General features: G+C 67.3%; 15 protein-coding genes. 12 read left to right on the top strand and 3 right to left on the bottom strand.

The genetic code is table 11. From position 1 onward, the window contains the following. Positions 1-28 precede the first annotated feature (28 nt). A complete protein-coding gene (locus K0O62_RS06790) occupies positions 29-1426 on the bottom strand; it encodes an aromatic ring-hydroxylating oxygenase subunit alpha (protein WP_073856422.1) in 1398 nt (465 codons plus the stop codon). Beyond that, positions 1423-2208, bottom strand: a complete 786-nt coding sequence (locus tag K0O62_RS06785; RefSeq protein WP_079244266.1) for an SDR family NAD(P)-dependent oxidoreductase — start codon at positions 2206-2208, stop codon at positions 1423-1425. Before K0O62_RS06785 ends, K0O62_RS06790 begins: the two co-directional genes overlap by 4 nt. A gap of 136 nt (positions 2209-2344) precedes the next feature. On the opposite strand from K0O62_RS06785, the gene K0O62_RS06780 reads away from it, so the two are divergent. From K0O62_RS06780 to K0O62_RS06730, 11 genes are read left to right on the top strand one after another with little or no spacing between them, the layout of a single operon-like run. After that, positions 2345-3613, top strand: a complete 1269-nt coding sequence (locus tag K0O62_RS06780; RefSeq protein WP_073856420.1) for a cytochrome P450 — start codon at positions 2345-2347, stop codon at positions 3611-3613. 2 nt (positions 3614-3615) lie between these two features. Next, positions 3616-4470, top strand: coding sequence for an MlaE family ABC transporter permease (locus K0O62_RS06775; RefSeq protein WP_073856419.1), 855 nt, complete (start codon positions 3616-3618; stop codon positions 4468-4470). Between the two features lies 1 nt (position 4471). After that, entirely contained in the window at positions 4472-5326 is an 855-nt protein-coding gene (locus K0O62_RS06770; RefSeq protein WP_073856418.1) for an ABC transporter permease, read from the top strand. Then, on the top strand, positions 5326-6606 hold the full coding sequence (locus K0O62_RS06765) for an MlaD family protein (protein WP_073856417.1): 1281 nt from the start codon (positions 5326-5328) through the stop codon (positions 6604-6606). Before K0O62_RS06770 ends, K0O62_RS06765 begins: the two co-directional genes overlap by 1 nt. Beyond that, positions 6603-7667 carry an MCE family protein gene (locus K0O62_RS06760; RefSeq protein ID WP_073856416.1) on the top strand — a complete coding sequence of 355 codons (1065 nt, stop codon included), beginning with the start codon at positions 6603-6605 and terminating at the stop codon, positions 7665-7667. Before K0O62_RS06765 ends, K0O62_RS06760 begins: the two co-directional genes overlap by 4 nt. 5 nt (positions 7668-7672) lie before the next feature. Next, positions 7673-8710, top strand: a complete 1038-nt coding sequence (locus K0O62_RS06755; RefSeq protein ID WP_165636978.1) for an MCE family protein — start codon at positions 7673-7675, stop codon at positions 8708-8710. Then, a complete protein-coding gene (locus tag K0O62_RS06750) occupies positions 8707-9813 on the top strand; it encodes an MCE family protein (RefSeq protein ID WP_073856415.1) in 1107 nt (368 codons plus the stop codon). The genes K0O62_RS06755 and K0O62_RS06750 overlap by 4 nt, the downstream gene beginning before the upstream one ends. Then, on the top strand, positions 9810-10925 hold the full coding sequence (locus K0O62_RS06745; RefSeq protein ID WP_073856414.1) for an MlaD family protein: 1116 nt from the start codon (positions 9810-9812) through the stop codon (positions 10923-10925). Before K0O62_RS06750 ends, K0O62_RS06745 begins: the two co-directional genes overlap by 4 nt. Before the next feature lie 11 nt (positions 10926-10936). Further along, the gene (locus K0O62_RS06740) at positions 10937-12211 is read left to right on the top strand and encodes an MlaD family protein (RefSeq protein WP_073856559.1); all 1275 of its coding nucleotides are present in this window, start codon (positions 10937-10939) and stop codon (positions 12209-12211) included. A gap of 15 nt (positions 12212-12226) precedes the next feature. Next, positions 12227-12910 (top strand): hypothetical protein, encoded by a 684-nt coding sequence (locus K0O62_RS06735; RefSeq protein WP_073856413.1) that lies wholly within the window; start codon positions 12227-12229, stop codon positions 12908-12910. Positions 12911-12933: 23 nt separating this feature from the next. After that, positions 12934-14391 carry a carotenoid oxygenase family protein gene (locus tag K0O62_RS06730; protein WP_073856412.1) on the top strand — a complete coding sequence of 486 codons (1458 nt, stop codon included), beginning with the start codon at positions 12934-12936 and terminating at the stop codon, positions 14389-14391. Here K0O62_RS06730 and K0O62_RS06725 read toward each other — a convergent pair. Continuing rightward, positions 14381-15103, bottom strand: a complete 723-nt coding sequence (locus tag K0O62_RS06725; RefSeq protein WP_234800087.1) for a DUF3298 domain-containing protein — start codon at positions 15101-15103, stop codon at positions 14381-14383. The two genes, K0O62_RS06730 and K0O62_RS06725, sit on opposite strands and share 11 nt — an antisense overlap. A 168-nt stretch (positions 15104-15271) precedes the next feature. Between K0O62_RS06725 and K0O62_RS06720 the strand changes: the two genes are divergently transcribed. Beyond that, positions 15272-16318: an LLM class F420-dependent oxidoreductase gene (locus K0O62_RS06720; RefSeq protein WP_073856411.1), complete on the top strand. Its 1047-nt coding sequence runs from the start codon at positions 15272-15274 to the stop codon at positions 16316-16318. Positions 16319-16456: the final 138 nt, after the last annotated feature.

Genomic DNA, 16456 nt, shown 5'->3' with positions numbered 1-16456 from the left:
CGCGGCGGGCGGGACGCCCGTGTACGTCTCAGTCGTCATCGGCGACGTAGCGATCCAGATCCTGATGGAACTGGCGGATCCGGACCTCCTGGTAATTGGCCAGTGTGACACCGGGTTTGGTCATCGATCGCAGACCGCGCTGGACCTTGGGCAGATTTGCCAGGTCTTGATTGAACACCGCGCACAATCCACCCAGTTCCGGCGCGGCGTTGTAGTCCTCGTCGGTGCTCAGCCAGTGCGGCGGGGCCGTCTTGGGTTTGGGTACGCCCGCCGGCAGCGGGATCAGCATCATGATGTCGAAGATGCACCGGTCGGGGTCGTTGCCGTAGGGCCGGAACCGGTAGGTCAGCGGGGCCCCGACCCCGGCCCACGGCACCATGTTGGGGAAGACGAAGTACTGGATCGCGTCCAGGATCTCCGAGTCGGAGGTGGCGGACAGGTCGGCACCGGTGGTCTGGGCGAGGTTGTCCCGCATCGCCGCGGCGACGATGGGACGTGCGGACTCGCCGTCGGGGACCTCGAACGCGCCGACTCCCTCCGGGAAGAAGTCCCGGAACATCGCGTCGAGAACGTCCTGCGGCTCCAGCGGCTCCAGGTGCGGGCTGCTGGTGGCCTGCGGGGTGATCATCCGGTTGAACCCGGGCAGACCGTCGCTGCGGGTGTATACGTCGTATTGGGTGTTGGCGTCGCCGAGATACTCCAACAGCTGCGGGTGCGTGGCGATCACGTGGTAGGACTCCAGGAACGCCTCCATCCCGACCTTCCAGTTGCAGTCGATGATCTTCGCGACGTGGATGGCCTTGAAGCGGTCCGCCAGATTGAACGGGGCGAAGTGCTTCTCCAGATCGCCCAGGTAGTCCGCGAGTGGCGCGGCGTCGGGATCGGGATTGACGAAGACGAACCCGGCCCAGACCCCGGTCTGCGCCTGCGGCAGCGCGAAGGCCGCATCGTCGACGTGCGGGAAGTCCCACCGCCCCGGCACATTGGTCAGCGCACCCTCCAGGCTCCAGGTGAAACCGTGGAAGGGACAGCGCAACTGGTTGGCACGTCCGGCCTCGTCGCACAACCGGGTGCCGCGGTGCAGGCAGGAATTGTGGAAGGCCTTGATCTCGCCGGCGGCGGTGCGCACCACGACCAGCGACATGTCGGCCAGGTCGTAGACGTAGTAGTCGCCCGGTTCCGGGATGTCCTCCTCGCGACACGCGAATTGCCAGACCTTCTTCCACATCCGCTCCACCTCGAGCCGGTGGAACTCGGCGCTGATGTAGCGGTCCTTGTCGATGTCGGCGGACCCGAGGAATTCATAGGATTCCTCCAGCAGCGGCGCCGGGACGTCACGGGTGTCACCGGCCAGCAGGCTCTGCACGGTCGGACCCGACGATCGCGCCTCTCCGGGCTTGTCCGTGCGCCCCGTCGTCTGTGTCACCGTGCCTCCTCGGTCATGGGTTGTGCGGCCAGTCCTGCGATGTACTGCTCCACGGCGGTGCCGATGAACGCCGATCCGTTGATGCCCCAGCCCCCGTCCACATAGAGCACCTGCCCGGTGATGTAGCCGGCGTCCGCCGATGCCAGGAAGGCCACCGCCGCCGCGACGTCCGCGGGCTCGCCGATGCGGCCCAGCGGCATGGAGTCACCGATGGCCGAGCGCAGTCCCGGGTCGGCGAACTCGCCCGCAGTGCCGTGGGTGAGGACCAGGCCGGGACCCACGGCGTTGACCCGGATACGTTGTGGCGCATACTCGGTCGCCATCTGTTTGGTGAGTGCGACGAGCGCGGCTTTCGATGCCGGGTAGATCCCGCGCCCGGCGCCGCCGAGTTCGGCGAGCACCGACGTCAGGTTCACGATGGCACCCCCGCGGGGTGCGAAGTTGCCGATCAGCGCCCGGGTGACCAGCCAGCTGCCCAGCACATTGACCCGCAGCACCGCCTCGACGTCGGCGACGGTGCTGTCGGCCAGGGTGTTCGACCGCCAGATACCGGCATTGTTGACAAGGACGTCGATCTCGCCGAGCTGGTCGGCCAGCGCGGCCACCGAACCCTCCGCGGTGACATCGCAGGCGACCGCCCGGGCGCCGATCGCGGAGGCCACGGCGGCGGCGGCAGCAGGGTCGATGTCCACCACGACGACGTCGGCACCGCCGGCCGCGAGTCGTTCCGCAATGGCCCGGCCGATACCTCTGCCTGCCCCTGTCACCACTGCTGTCGGCACCGCTCCCTCGCTTCCCAAGCTGGTTGGCCACGCTTGATTATGACCCACATCACTATTATATTGGTCCACCAATTAGTCAAGTGTGCCCCGACGACCCGATGCGAACACCTCAGACCTACCGAACCTGGAGACGGCCTTGACCGAGATCGCCAGCCCGCCCGCCAAGTGCCCGATCGGGTCGTTCGACCCGCTGGACCCACAGACGATGCAGGTGCCGCACCCCTGGTACCAGGCGCTGCGCAAGGAAGCGCCGGTGCACTTCGTGGCGGAGCGGGGCATGTGGTTCGTCACCGCCCGGGACCTGGTGGCGCAGGCGCTCAGCGATCACGAGGTGTTCTCCTCCGCGTTCGGGCTGCCCCAGATGCCCCCGCCGGCGTCGGTCGCCGCCGAGGTCGAATCGCTCAAGGCACAGGGCTGGGACATGATCCCCACCCTGCTGACCGCCGACCCGCCCGATCACCACTACTACCGCCGGATGGTGGCCCGCGCGTTCACCCCGAAGTTCGTCGCGCAGCGTGAACCCACCATCCGCTCGATCGTCACCCAGCTGCTCGACGCGCTGCCGGTCGGCGAACCGGTGGAGTTCGTCGAACAGTTCGCCGCGCCGCTCCCGTTGCGGGTCATCGCGCAGGCCCTCAACGTCCCCGACGCTCGCATCGACGACTTCCGGCGCTGGTCCGATCAGTTCGCGTTGACCATCGGCGCCGAGATCGATGACGCCGGTGCCCTCGAGCAGGCCCGCAGCCTGCTCGAATACCAGCGGTACTTCGCCGCCGAGCTCGAGGACCGCCGCACCGCCCCGCAGGACGACCTGCTCACCGGGCTCGTCCAGGCGTCGAACGCCAATGACGACGAACCGCTGACCACCGGGGCCGCGCTGAGCATCATCCAGCAGATCCTGATCGCCGGAAACGAGACCTCCCGCAAGCTGATGACCGGCACCCTGCACCAGCTGGCGGCCGACCCGACGTGGTGGACCTGGCTGCAGGAGGACCCCGGCCCGCGCTCCGAGCTGCTCGTCGAGGAGTCACTGCGCTTCCTCACCCCGGTGCAGTCGATGTTCCGGATCACCAAGGCCGAGGCCGAGCTCGGCGGCTACACCATCCCGGCAGGCTCGCTGGTGGTGCTGGTCTTCGGCTCCGCCAACCGCGACGAAGCGCACTTCGAGGACGGCGAGAAGTTCAACCCGCAACGCCCGAACGCCAAGACCCATCTGGCGTTCGGCCAGGGTATCCATTCCTGCCTGGGCGCCGCGCTGGCGCGCCTGCAGGCCCGAATCGCGTTGGAGGACATCGCCCGCCGGTTCAGCTCCGTCGAACTCGCCCAAGACAACGATCTCGAATACGAGCCCAGCTTCATGCTGCGCGGACTCAAACGACTGCACCTGACCTTCCAGGCGAACTGACCGTGCCCACGTCCGGTCCGGCGGACACCCACGACGCGACCGACCGGGTCGTGCGGTGGTGGCGGGGGTACCTGCACCGGCACCCGCTGGCATCGCTGCGCACCGTCGGCGGGCAATGTGTCCTCGCGGTCCGCACGTTCCAGTACCTGTTCGGCGATATGGTGCGGGGCCGGTTCCCGTTCTGGGAGTTCGTCGACCAGGCCGTCTTCATGGCCCGTACCGCGGTGGTGCCGACGCTGTTCATCGCCATCCCGATCAGCGTGACCCTCGCCGTCCAATTCAGCCTGCTGGCAGGACAACTCGGCGCCACCGCACTGGCCGGCGCAGCCAACGGGCTGGCCGTGATCAAGCAGGGGGCACCCCTGGTCGCCGCGATCCTGATGGCCGCCGCCGTCGGCTCGGCGATGAGCGCCGACCTCGGCGCCCGCACGATCCGGGAAGAGACGGACGCGATGGAGGTGATGGGCATCTCGGTGATCCGGCGCCTGGTGGTCCCCCGGCTGGCCGCCGCCGTCATCGTCTCGGTGGCGCTGACCGGATTCACCTGCTTCATCGGCTTTCTGGCGGGCTACGCCTTCACCGTCATGCTGCAGGGCGGGACGCCGGGCAGCTACACCACCACCTTCTCCTCGTTCGCCACCGTCGACGATCTGGTCATCACCTTGATCAAGGCCGTGGTCTTCGGGGTGATCGTCGCCGTCATCGCCTGCTACAAGGGACTCGACGCCACCGGCGGGCCCGCCGGCGTCGCCAACTCGGTGAATGCCGCTGTCGTGCAATCCATTCTGCTGCTCCTGCTGACCAACACCCTGATCAGCCAGATGTATTTGATCCTGGTCCCCAAGACGAGCTTCTGACATGGCCGCCATCCACTACCCCCTCGGCACCCGCCCACTGGTCGGCGCCGCGCAGGCGACCGGATACCAGATGGCCCGCAACGGCCATATCGTGGCGTTCTTCTTCCGCACGCTGGCCGGCATCCCGATCGTGCTGAAGAGGTACCCGCGCGAGTTCCTGCGACTGTCCTCCGACGTCACCTGGGGCAACGGGTCGATCGTGGTGGGTGGCGGGACGGCCGGTGTGGTGCTCGTGGTGGGCGCCGCCGCCGGAGCCGTGGTGGCCATCGAGGGTTACAACGCGCTGAACCTGCTCGGCCTGGGGCCGGCCACCGGACTGCTCACCGCGCTGGCCACGGTGCGCGAACTGGCACCGATGATGGCGGCCTTGGCCTTTGCGATCCAGGCCGGCTGCCGGTTCACCGCACAACTGGGCGCCATGCGGATCTCCGAGGAGATCGACGCGCTGGACGCGGTGGCCATCCGGCCGATCCCCTATCTGGTCACCACCCGGGTACTGGCATCGGCAATGGCGGTCATCCCGCTGTTCGTGGTCTGTCTGGCCCTGAACTTCCTGGTCTGCCAGTTGGTCGTCTTCCTGGCCAGCGGCCAGGCATCGGGAACCTATCTGCACTACTTCACGCTGATGCTGTCCGGGCGGGACATGGTCTTCGCGGTGATCAAAGTGGCTGTGTTCGTGGCGATCATGTCGACGGTGCAGTGCTACTACGGCTTCTACGCCGCCGGCGGCCCCCAGGGTGTCGGCATCGCGGCCGGCCGGGCGATGCGGCTGAGCATCACCTTGATGGTCGTCACCAACATGATGCTCACCATGGCGTTCTGGGGTGTCGACTCCGGCGGGAGGCTCGGCGGCTGATGCCCAACCGGTTCGAAATGGACGGCCGCGGTCCCTCCGAACGCGCCCTGACGCTCACCTGCCTGGCCTTCCTGCTGGTGTGTGCGCTGGTCGGATCGCTGATGTTCGCGAAATCGACCGGCGCACTGGATCGTCGGGTGCCGATCATCGCGACGCTGCCCAGCGTCGGTGACGGCCTGCCACCGAAATCGGACGTCAAGTACCGCGGCGTTCTGGTCGGCGCGGTCCGATCGGTCAGCCCGGCGCTGGGCGGCGGGGACAACGTGGTCACCATCGACCTGCAGCCCGGTCACGTCACCGCCATCCCCAACACCGTGACCGCCCGCATCGTGCCCGGCAACGCCTTCGCGGTGTCCACCGTGCAGCTGGTCGAGAACGGGGACGGGCCGCCGTTGCGGGCCGGTGACGTCATCACCGCCGACACCGCGTTGCCCACCCAGCTGTTCCAGACCACGTTGGCCAAGGTCCGCGAACTCGTCGCCGCGGTGGGGCGGCCCGGCACCGATCACACCCTGGGCGTGCTGCGCACGATCGCCGACGCGACCGCCGGTAGGGGTCCCGAACTGACCTCGGCGGCACAGGGTCTCAATCGGATCGTCACCGAGATGAACGAGTTGCGCACCGACGGCACCGGGGAGTCGACGCTGCAGACCTGGAACTCGGCGATCGACGCACTCGGGGCCACCGCGCCCGACCTGCTGGACTCACTGCAGGCCGCGGTCACACCGATGCACACCGTCGCCGAACAGCACTCGGCGCTGAGCGATCTGCTGACCGGAGCGCGCCACACCGCGGGCACCGTGGGCAGCGCGATGGACAACCGCGCGGACCAGATGGTGGACATCACCACCCATCTGACGCCGGTGATCGGGGTCCTGGCCGAGCGCGGCGCCATGTTCCCGGCCATCGCCGTCGGGTTGAACGACGTCGTCAACGGATTCTTCGCCGAGATGTGGACGCGCACCGGGCAGAAGCTGACGTTCAAGTTCAAACTCGTCGTCTCGCTGGCGCCGCTGCGGCTGTACAACCGCGCGGACTGCCCGAGATACCGGGAACTGCGCGGACCGAGTTGCGATACCGCGCCCGAGGGCATCCCGGTCGTGGACACCCGCGGCCTGCCCGATCCGCGTGCCTACGTCCCGCCACCCGGGATCACCCTGCCCGCACCGGCCAACCCGGCCGAGGCGGTGCTGCAGAACACCCTGCAGGTGCCGCCCGCACCGGCCGAGTTCGTTCCCGGCCCGCACCAGCACGGCGAGCAGCCCCCGGGAACGCCATGACCACACGTTCGCGCTCACGGAAGCTGATCTGGCTCATCGCCTTCCTGACGGTATGCCTGACCCTGACCTGGATGATCCTGGTGACGCTGCGCCGAGACGTACACGGTGACACCTTCACCTACACCGCACAGTTCACCGATGTCACCGGACTGCGTGCGGGCTCCGACGTCCGGGTGGCCGGTGTCCGGGTGGGCCGCGTCGACGAGGTCAGCCTCGACGAGTCCGGTCCGAACGCGGAACCGTTGGCCACCGTGCGTTTCCGGGTGCAGCGCGACCAGCCGCTGTACGGCAACACCAAGGCCGCGGTCGTCTACCAGAACATCATCGGCCAGCGCTACATCGGGCTGACCCTGGCGGACTTCGGCCGGCCCGAACGGCTCTCCGACGGCGCGGTGATCCCGGTGGAGCGCACCGAGCCCTCCTTCGATGTCACCGCCCTGCTCAACGGTTTCGAACCGATGTTCACCCTGCTCGATCCGACGAACCGCGGCAACCTGTCGAACGCGTTGATCAATGCGCTGCAGGGTGATTCGGACTCCGTGGTGATGCTGGTGTCGCAGACCTCCGAGCTCGCGCAGTCGATGGCGGGCCCCGACCAGGTCCTCGGCCGGGTGATCGACAGCCTCAACGCCGTCACCGCGAATCTGGCCTCGCGCGGCACCGACCTGCAGACCACCCTGACCCAGATGCGGTCGGTGGTCACCGGGCTCAACGCCCGCCGTGACCAGTTGGTGCAGTCGACCGGGTCGATCGCGGCGGTGGTGTCCCGCCTGTCGGCGATCACCAGCGCGGCCCAACCCGACCTGCACGAACTGCTCGCCCGGGAGCCCGGGATGTTGGCCTCCATGGTGGCCAACCGCGATGGGTGGGCCACGCTCGGTTCGAATCTGCCCGCCGTGCTCAAGGGGCTGTCGCGCATCACCGGGGACTCCACCGCGATGAGCGCGACGGCGTGTGACTTCAACTTCACGCTGTTCAACTTCCTCAGACCGATCGTCCCGACGATCGTCAACGCCGCCACCCCGGGTGGTCAGCGCAAGTATTCGGCGAAGTGCAGGTGAGTCGAGTGACATTCGGTCGATCAAAAGCTCTCGAAGACCGCAACCGGGCCGTGATCGGCACCGTCGCGCTCATCGTGCTGGTCGCCGTGATCGCGGCGACCACCGGGCTCAACGCGCTGCACATCGGGAAACGGACCTACACCGCCGAGTTCCTGCAGGCCGCCAGCCTGCGCCCGGGTGATCAGGTCAGCATCGCCGGTGTCCCGGTCGGCCTGGTCAGCGCCACCAAGCTCGCGGTCAACCGCGTCATCGTCACCATGGAGTTGGACAACGGTGTGCGGCTGGGCACCGAGACCAAGGCCGCGATCAAACTGACCACGGTGCTCGGGTCGCGGTATGTCGAGCTACGCCCCCGCGGCGAGCGCACCCTGCCCGGCGACCGAATCCCGTTGTCGCACACCTCCGTCCCCTACGACCTGCAGAAGCTGCTGACCGATTCGACCACGACGTTCGAGGACGTGGACGCCGAGCAGTTCGCCACCTCGATGCAGACGCTGTCCCAGCAGCTCACCGGGGTGCCCGCGGTGCTGCCGGACGCGCTGTCCAATGTCCAGAGCCTGTCGGCCATCATCTCCGACCGGCGTGATCAGATCGCGGATCTGCTGCGCAACACCGCCACGGTCGCCGAGATCCTGGGTGGGCAGCGCGACGATCTGGCCGAACTCATCATCGCGGGCGGTGAACTCACCGGCGAGATCGTCCGCCGCCGTGCCGGTGTCGAACGCCTGCTGCGGGCGGCCACCACACTCATCACCACCGCCGACGAGATCATCGGCTCCGACTACACCCAGATCGAGGCGCTGCTGACCGATCTACAGCAGGTCACCGCCATGCTCGGTGACCATGACGCGCTGCTGCGCAACCTGTTCCAGATCATGCCGGTGGCGATGCGCAACGCCGCCAACGCCACCGGATCCGGTCCGTTCCTGGACTTCATGCTGCCGGGCGGGCTGATGGTGGATTCCTGGATGTGCGCCATCAGTGGCCGCGCCGAGCAGTGGAAGTGGCCGGAGCGCTACCAGTACTTCAAGGACTGCAAATGACCCGACGGACCGTTCTGATTGCGGCACTGCTCACCGCGGTGGCGCTGGTCGTCGCGGGCGCCTACGTATTCCGCCCCACCCCGGCCGAACCACTGCGCTTCACCGCCCAGTTCGACAATGCCATCGGCCTGTATGTCGGCAACGACGTATCGGTACTCGGCATGCCGGTCGGCAGGGTGACCGCGATCGAGAATCGGGGTGCGCACGTCGACGTCGACATCGAGATCGACCCGGGTGTCGACATTCCCGCCGATGTCACCGCCGTCACCGTCGGCACCTCCATCCTCACCGACCGCCACGTCGAACTCACCCCCGCCTACTCCGGTGGGCAGGTATTGGCCGACGGGGCCGTCCTCGACGCGCAATCCACCAGGACCCCCATCGAATTCGACCGGGTCCTGGCGATGGTGGACAAACTGGGCGGCGCCATGGGCGGCGACGGCGAGGGCGCCGGCCCGCTGGCCGACCTGATGTCGGCCACCTCCGGGATCACCTCCACCAGCGGGCCCGAGATCAAGGCCGCCCTGGCCGGCCTCTCGGATGCGTTGCGCACCGGGGCCGACGGCGGTGCCGCCACCAAGCAGAACCTCGAGACCATCCTGACCAACCTCAGCACGCTGACCGACGGCGCGGCCCGCAACGAGACGCAGGTCCGCGAATTCGGCTCCTATGTCAGGCAACTCACCGATCTGATGGCCGCCGAGGGTGTCGGGCGGGGCGCCACCGGCACCCGGGTCAACAGCCTGCTCGACAAACTCAATACCCTGCTCAGCGACCACGGGGACACCCTCAAGAACAGTCTCGCCAGCAGCGGCAGGCTGACCCGGGCGCTGGTCGACTACCGCCGGGAACTCGCCGAGGTCTTCGACGTGGCGCCGCTGGCCATCGACAACGCCTCCGCCGCGATCGACATGCAGAACGGGATGCTGCGCGTCGGCGCCCATTTCGACAACGTCTTCTTCGACAGCTCGATGACCAAGGAAGTTTGCAACATCCTCGGCCTGCGCCAACTGGGTTGCCGCACCGGATCCATCCGTGATCTGGGACCCGACTTCGGGGTGACCAGCGTGCTGGACGCCATGACGAAACTGGGTGAGCAATGACGGTCGGTGTGCGCGCCGCCGTCGGCGCCCTGGTAGCGGTTGCGGCAGTGGGCTGCTCGGCAGGCGTCGAACAACTACCGCTGCCCGCGCCCGGGTTGAGCGGGCCCACCTATCGACTCGACGCCGAGTTCACCAATGCACTCAACCTGCCGGACCGCGCGAAGGTCCGGGTTGGCGGCGCCGATGTCGGCGAGGTGGTCGGTATGACGGCGGTCGACTACACCGCCGTCGTAGCGCTGCGCATCCTGGACGGCATCCGGCTGCCCGAGGGCACCACCGCCGAGTTGCGTTCGGCGACACCGCTGGGCGATGTGTTCGTCTCCCTCACTCCCCCTGCCGGTGCCGCCGGCGGTGTGCTCGCCGACGGAGACCGGATCCCGCAGCAGGACACCGCGGCGGCCGCCACGATCGAGCAGGTCCTGGCCACCACGTCGATGATCGTCAACGGCGGCGTCGTCCGGAACCTGACCCGGGTACTCAACGGGGTCGGCGGGGCGCTCGGCAAGGAGGGTGAGGGCCTGTCCAGCCTGATCCGCGAATCCCGGGCGCTGGTGTCCACGATGGCCGAGCGCTCCGACGAGATCCGCACCATGCTCACCCAGACCGCCGACCTGGCCGACGATCTCAACGCGCGCCGGGACACCATCAACGATCTGCTGGACGCCTCGGCGCCGGCGCTGATGACCATCGCGAACAACACCTCCGCAATGGCGGACCTGGCCGACGAGATCGGCCGGGTGACCACCGCGCTGCAGAAGTTCCCGGCGATCCAGGGCACCGACACCCGCAGCTGGATCCGCGATCTGAACGCCCTGTCGGCGGCCTTCAACGAGGTGTCCACCGACCCGCGGGTGACCATGGCGAACTTCCTGCGCTTCCTGCCCGCGGCGATGAAGTTCTTCAGCAGCAACGCCGCCGGGGCCGATGTCGAGCTGCAGCAGGTCGCGCTCGGGCACATCGGCGACATGAACCACTACGCCGACCCGGGGTTCACCGGCCCCAAGCAGGCCAACTGGGACAACATGGTCGGTTCCATCCGGTTCGTGCTGACCCAGCTCGGCGACCGGGTGTGGGGCCCGGACCGGGGCCGGATCTGGGGGCCGCCACAATGAGCATCCGAAGCGTGCTGAATCCCCTGTCGGCATTCGCCATTCGCGCGGTGGAGACCGCGACGTCGCGTCGGCTCCTGCTCTCGGTGGTCGGCCAGTGCCTGCTGGTCGTCGTCGGCGCCTCCTATCTGGCGTTCGGATCGCTACGGATCAACCCGTTCGACAGCCAGATCACCGTCGGGGTGGACCTGGCCGAGTCCGGTGGATTGCTGGCCGGACAGGACGTCACCGTGCGGGGTATCCCGGTCGGCCGGGTGCAGTCCGTGGAGGTCACCGGCGACGGGGTGCTCGCCACCGCGGTGATCGACGGTGACGCCCGCATCCCGCTCCAGGACACCACCGTCCGGGTCTCCGGGCTCTCCCCGGCCGGGGAGCAGTACCTGGATTTCGCCCCGCAACACACCAGCGGCCCGTTCCTGGCCGACGACACGGTGATCGACCGCGACCACACCGAGACCCCGATCCCACTATGGCGCCTGCTGACCAACGTCGACGGCGTGCTGGCCCAGGCCGATCCAGCCCAGATCAGTTCCGTCATCGACGAACTCGGCGTCAGCGATCAGGGACCGGAGAAGCTGCGCGACCTGTTCAACGGCGCCCAACTGTTGCTCAACACCCTGGACGGGGTGCTGCCGCAGACCACGACATTGCTGCGCAGCAGCCGCAGCGTCTTCCGGTTGCTCGACGAATCCTCGGCGGGGCTGCAGGCCACCTCGGACAATCTGGCCGTCACACTCGGCGGTATCGGCGCCAAGGACGCCGGGATCCGGACGTTGCTCGACCGCACCCCGCATCTGCTGCAGACCGTGGACACCGTGATCGCGGACAACTCCCCCACCATGGTGCAGTTGCTCGGCGACCTGACCACGGTGTCGCAGTTGTCCTATGTCCGGGTTCCGGCTCTGGACAGGATGTTCAGCGAAGACCGTCAGCCGCTGCTCAACGGCATCCGGTCGCTGATGCACGACGGTGCGATCTGGGCGATCGCCGACATCTATCCCCGACCGGTGTGCGACTACCCGCATCCGCGCGATGTGCCGTTCATCCCGAACTACCCGGAACCGTATCTCTACACCTACTGCCAGAACCCGGATCCCAACCTGTTGGTCCGCGGCGCCCGTAACGCGCCGCGACCGGCGGGCGACGACACCGCGCTGCCCCCGCCGGGCCTCGATCCGCTCCGGCGCGCCGACCCCACCCCGATCACCGAGCACACCATCGAACTGCCGTATGGCGGACCGCAACTTCCCCCGGAGTCTGAGCCCATTCTCCAGGGCGGGCAGTGGTAACAGAAAGAAGCGCCCATGACAACCACTCTCAGCACCGAGATCGGCCCGCTCACCGCGCTGCGCGACGAATGGCTGATGCACTCCATGCTCAAGCGGGTCGGCGACCTACCCGAGACGGTGTTCCTGCCGCTGCTGCGGGTTGTCACCGACGATCGCGACGCGGTCGAAAAGAACTGGGCCGCACTGGTGAGCGAACGCCGTCGGCGCCGTGGCCTGTTCGAGAGTCCGCGGCGTTCCTGGCAGCGTCAATACCGGCAGTTCGTCCGCGAATTGGAGTGGACCAGCACCGAACTGCTGCGGATCCTGCCCTGGCCCGCGGTCGAGGAACTGGTGTCCGACGCCGTCGCCGGCCGGCTGCGGGGCTGGCTGCGGTTGCTGCTGCCGGTCTTCAATGTCGTCCCGTGGATCCCCAAGGCTCTGTACCCGACCGTGCTGGACCTCGGGGTCAGCGTGTCGACCTTCCTGGTCGGGCCCATCCACCGCACCGGTACCGAGCCGGACGGCACCCTGGTCTACGAGATCCCGGAATGCGCGATGCACACCTGCGTCAGCCCGGACACCGCCCAGGACGCGTCCTGCCGGATGGGCTGTAAGGCAGCCTGCGAGAAAGTCTTTCACGCCGGCGGACCCATGCCGCTGGAGTTCGACCCGCACCTGCCCGGCCTGGGCTGCACCCTACGCGTCCGCACGGCCCACTGAACCTGACGAGAAGGAAACCCGCCATGACCACCATCGACAACAATCCGTTCCAGGTGTATTCCCCGCTCTACGACGAGCACGACTACACGATCGACGATGTCACCGGCGAGTTGCCCGCCGAGCTACGCGGGACCGTATACCGCAACGGCCCGGGAAAGATGGAGGCCGGCGGCACCCCGCTCGGGCACATCTTCGACGGCGACGGCATGCTGTCGATGTACTCCATGTCCGACGGCGTGGTGCGCTTTCGCAACCGGTTCGTCCAGACCAAGCACTACCAGCGCTCGATCATCTCCGAGGGCGCGCCGTTCCGCGCGCTGGGCACCATGCGCGACGGTGGCCTGCTGGCCAATGCGTTGCGCTTCCCCGCCAACGTGGCCAACACCTCGGTCATCATGAACGCCGGAAAGCTATTGGCGCTGTGGGAGGGTGGGCGGCCCACCGAACTCGATCCCGACACGCTGCGCACCAAGGGTGAGTACGACTACGACGGTGAACTCAAATGGCTGGGCGCGTTCTCGGCGCATCCCAAGTGGGACCGCGACACCGGCGAGATGTTCAACTTCGGGCTGGCGATGGCACCGGTCCCGAAGTTGATCTGCTACCGGGTGGACCGTCAGGGCAAGTTGAGCAGGCTCGGTCAGGTCAAATTGCCCGGACCGATGTTCAACCACGACATGGGCCTGACCAAGCGGTACCTGGTCTTCGTCATCCCGCCGTTGGTGTTCCCCTTGCACAAGTTCTTCGGCGCGGCGTTCGGCCTGCGCAACTACATCGACGCCATCGACTACAAAGCGTCGGTCGGCACCACGATCGCGCTGGTGCCGCGGGACGGCGGCAAAACCCGGATCTTCCACACCGATCCGATGCTGCATCTGCACTTCGCCAACGCCTACGACGACGAGAACGGCGACGTCGTGGTCGACGTCCTGAACTACCACGCCACCTGGGAGCAACTCAACGGCCAGTTGGCCGGTGTCGAGACGCTGATGGAGACCTCGACCATGCCCTACGGTGGATTGCCCACCCGGGTGAGGGTTTCCGGGTCCGGGAAGGTGACGATCGACGAGTTCTCCGACGTGCCCGGCGAATTCCCGATGATCAACATCAACCAGATGGCCCGGCCGAACCGGTACTTCTACCTGTCGGCGGCCACCGGGGGAAGCCTGTTCCCCAATGCACTGGCCAAGATCGACAACGAGACCGGCAAGGACACCCTGTTCCAGTTCCCCGACGGGCACCTGCCGCACGAGGTGATCTTCGCCGCCCGGCCCGGCGCGACCGAGGAGGACGACGGCTGGCTGATCGAACCGGTGCTGGACGGGATCAACAACACCGCCGGCCTCTACATCTTCGACGCCCGCAGGATCGAGGCCGGCCCCGTCTACATCGGGCAGCTGCGCCACCACCTGCCGCTGAGCTTCCACGGCTGCTACACCCCGCGGGTCGCCCAGCCCAAGGGGGCGACGGCTACCCGGTGATCGGCCCGAACACCGGTGCGATCAGATCGGCGACCCCGGCCCACGGCACCGTGATCACCGCCGCCCCGCGGCCGAACTGCCCGTCCGGGAAGTGCAGTTCGATACCGCCGGCGGTGGGGATCCAGAACCGGAAGTTGGCGTCGACCGGGGCGATCTCACTGCCGAATTGCCACACCCCGGGCCGGCGGGGCGGTGCGTAGACGGTCGGCAGGATGGCCTTGGTGAGCTCCGAGATCCGGGCCAGCCCCGCCGATTTGTCGACGAACAGATTGTCCCAGCTGATCAGAATTCCGCTGCGTTTGTCGAATACCCGGGTACCCACGGTGTGAATCGGCATATTCGGCATATCGGTGTCGTATTCACCGACGAAAAGCGCCGATACCGTGATTTCCCGGAATGACAGGGTGCCGTTCACATCGAGCGTCCAGGGCTGAGTCTTGGTGGCGCTCGGTTCGTAGGTGGCGACCTGGCCGCGCGCCTCCGCGTCGATCACCGCATTGATCGAATCCACGATGGCCGGATCCGGACCACCCAGGCGTTCGTAGCGAACAGTCCAGTCGCCCAATTGATCCGGACTCTTGCCGGCGATCACTGCGCCGACCGGGAACCAGCCGGCCCCGACCTCGGCGACCGCCACCCGGGCCGCGGAGATGCACAGCACAGACGACACCGCCAGCACCGCCGCCAGTGCGAACCCCACCGATTTACGCATCGAAATTCCACCCGATCCCCGCATACTGCGATATTCGACGAGAATAACTGTGCGAGCGATATTGTCGGATCGGTTTACGCCATTGTCGGGCGCGAAAACGGAAAACACCCCGACACGTGCGGACGCTCACCGCCTTGCTCAACCAACTGGTTGGTGTATAACTGACGAATGCGGACAGGCATCTTCATGAGCTACGCGGGCGGGTTCAAACAGGCGGTCGAGCAGGTCGTCGAACTGGAGAAGGTCGGCGCCGATATCGCGTTGGTCGCCGAGGCGTACTCCTATGACGCCATCAGCCAACTCGGATACCTGGCCGCCAAGACGTCGACCATCGAGCTCGGATCCGGTGTGGTGCCGATCTACGTGCGCACCCCCACCCTGCTGGCGATGACGGCGGCCGGGCTGGACTACGTCTCCGACGGTCGCTTCCGGCTCGGTATCGGCACCTCCGGCCCGCAGGTCATGGAGGGCTTCCACGGGGTGCCGTTCGACGCCCCGCTGGGCCGCACCCGCGAGGTGGTGGACATCTGCCGCCAGGTGTGGCGCCGCGAGAAGGTGAACTACGAGGGCAAGCACTACCAGATCCCGCTGCCCGCCGACCGCGGCACCGGCCTCGGCAAACCGCTGCGCCTCATCAATCATCCAGTGCGGGAGGACATCCCGATCACCATCGCTGCGCTGGGACCGAAGAACGTCGAGCTGACCGCCGAGATCGCACAGGGCTGGCAGCCGGTGTTCTTCTACCCGGAGAAGGCCGACGAGGTGTGGGGCGATGCGCTGCGCGCGGGCTACGCCAAGCGCGACCCGGCCCTGGGACCGCTGGACATCATGGTCAGCGCCAGCCTTGCCATCGGCGAGGATCTCGATGACAGGTTGGCCTGGGCCAAACCCCAATTGGCGCTCTACATCGGCGGCATGGGCGCACGCGGCAAGAACTTCTACCACAACCTCGCCACCCGGTACGGATTCGGCGAGGTGGCCGATCACATCCAGGACCTGTTCCTGTCCGGCAAGAAATCCGAAGCCATCGCCGCGGTGCCCGACGAGTTGGTCCGGCAGGTGTCACTGGTCGGTCCGCGTGGCTTCGTCCAGGAGCGACTGGCGGCCTACAAGGAGGCCGGCGTGACCACCATGCTGGTGCACCCACTGGCCACCGACGATGCCGAGGCCATTCGGTTCACCGAGGAATTGGTGTCGCTGACCGGCGACCTGTAGCCCCGCCGAGGGCGGTTGCGGGTGACGCTCACCTCACTGATTGGGGCCCGGCGGCATCATTAGGTACCCTGTGTAACAGCGGCATCGTCTGTTCTGCCTTTTGCCGCTTCGCCAGGGCCATTCTTGAGCTCTGCTGAT

The sequence above is a fragment of the Mycolicibacterium diernhoferi genome (assembly GCF_019456655.1).
In the GTDB taxonomy this organism is placed as follows: Bacteria; Actinomycetota; Actinomycetes; order Mycobacteriales; family Mycobacteriaceae; genus Mycobacterium; species Mycobacterium diernhoferi.
The sequence above is the reverse complement of the archived record's forward strand: the minus strand, read 5'-3'. Positions and strand labels throughout refer to the sequence as shown.

Excerpts from the sequence above, each read along its gene's own strand:
- K0O62_RS06720 (WP_073856411.1), top strand. The coding sequence starts at position 15,272 with ATGCGGACAGGCATCTTCATGAGCTACGCGGGCGGGTTCAAACAGGCG.
- K0O62_RS06765 (WP_073856417.1), top strand. The coding sequence starts at position 5,326 with ATGCCCAACCGGTTCGAAATGGACGGCCGCGGTCCCTCCGAACGCGCC.
- K0O62_RS06745 (WP_073856414.1), top strand. The coding sequence starts at position 9,810 with ATGACGGTCGGTGTGCGCGCCGCCGTCGGCGCCCTGGTAGCGGTTGCG.
- K0O62_RS06730 (WP_073856412.1), top strand. The coding sequence starts at position 12,934 with ATGACCACCATCGACAACAATCCGTTCCAGGTGTATTCCCCGCTCTAC.
- K0O62_RS06725 (WP_234800087.1), bottom strand. The coding sequence starts at position 15,103 with ATGCGTAAATCGGTGGGGTTCGCACTGGCGGCGGTGCTGGCGGTGTCG.
- K0O62_RS06770 (WP_073856418.1), top strand. The coding sequence starts at position 4,472 with ATGGCCGCCATCCACTACCCCCTCGGCACCCGCCCACTGGTCGGCGCC.
- K0O62_RS06760 (WP_073856416.1), top strand. The coding sequence starts at position 6,603 with ATGACCACACGTTCGCGCTCACGGAAGCTGATCTGGCTCATCGCCTTC.
- K0O62_RS06750 (WP_073856415.1), top strand. The coding sequence starts at position 8,707 with ATGACCCGACGGACCGTTCTGATTGCGGCACTGCTCACCGCGGTGGCG.
- K0O62_RS06735 (WP_073856413.1), top strand. The coding sequence starts at position 12,227 with ATGACAACCACTCTCAGCACCGAGATCGGCCCGCTCACCGCGCTGCGC.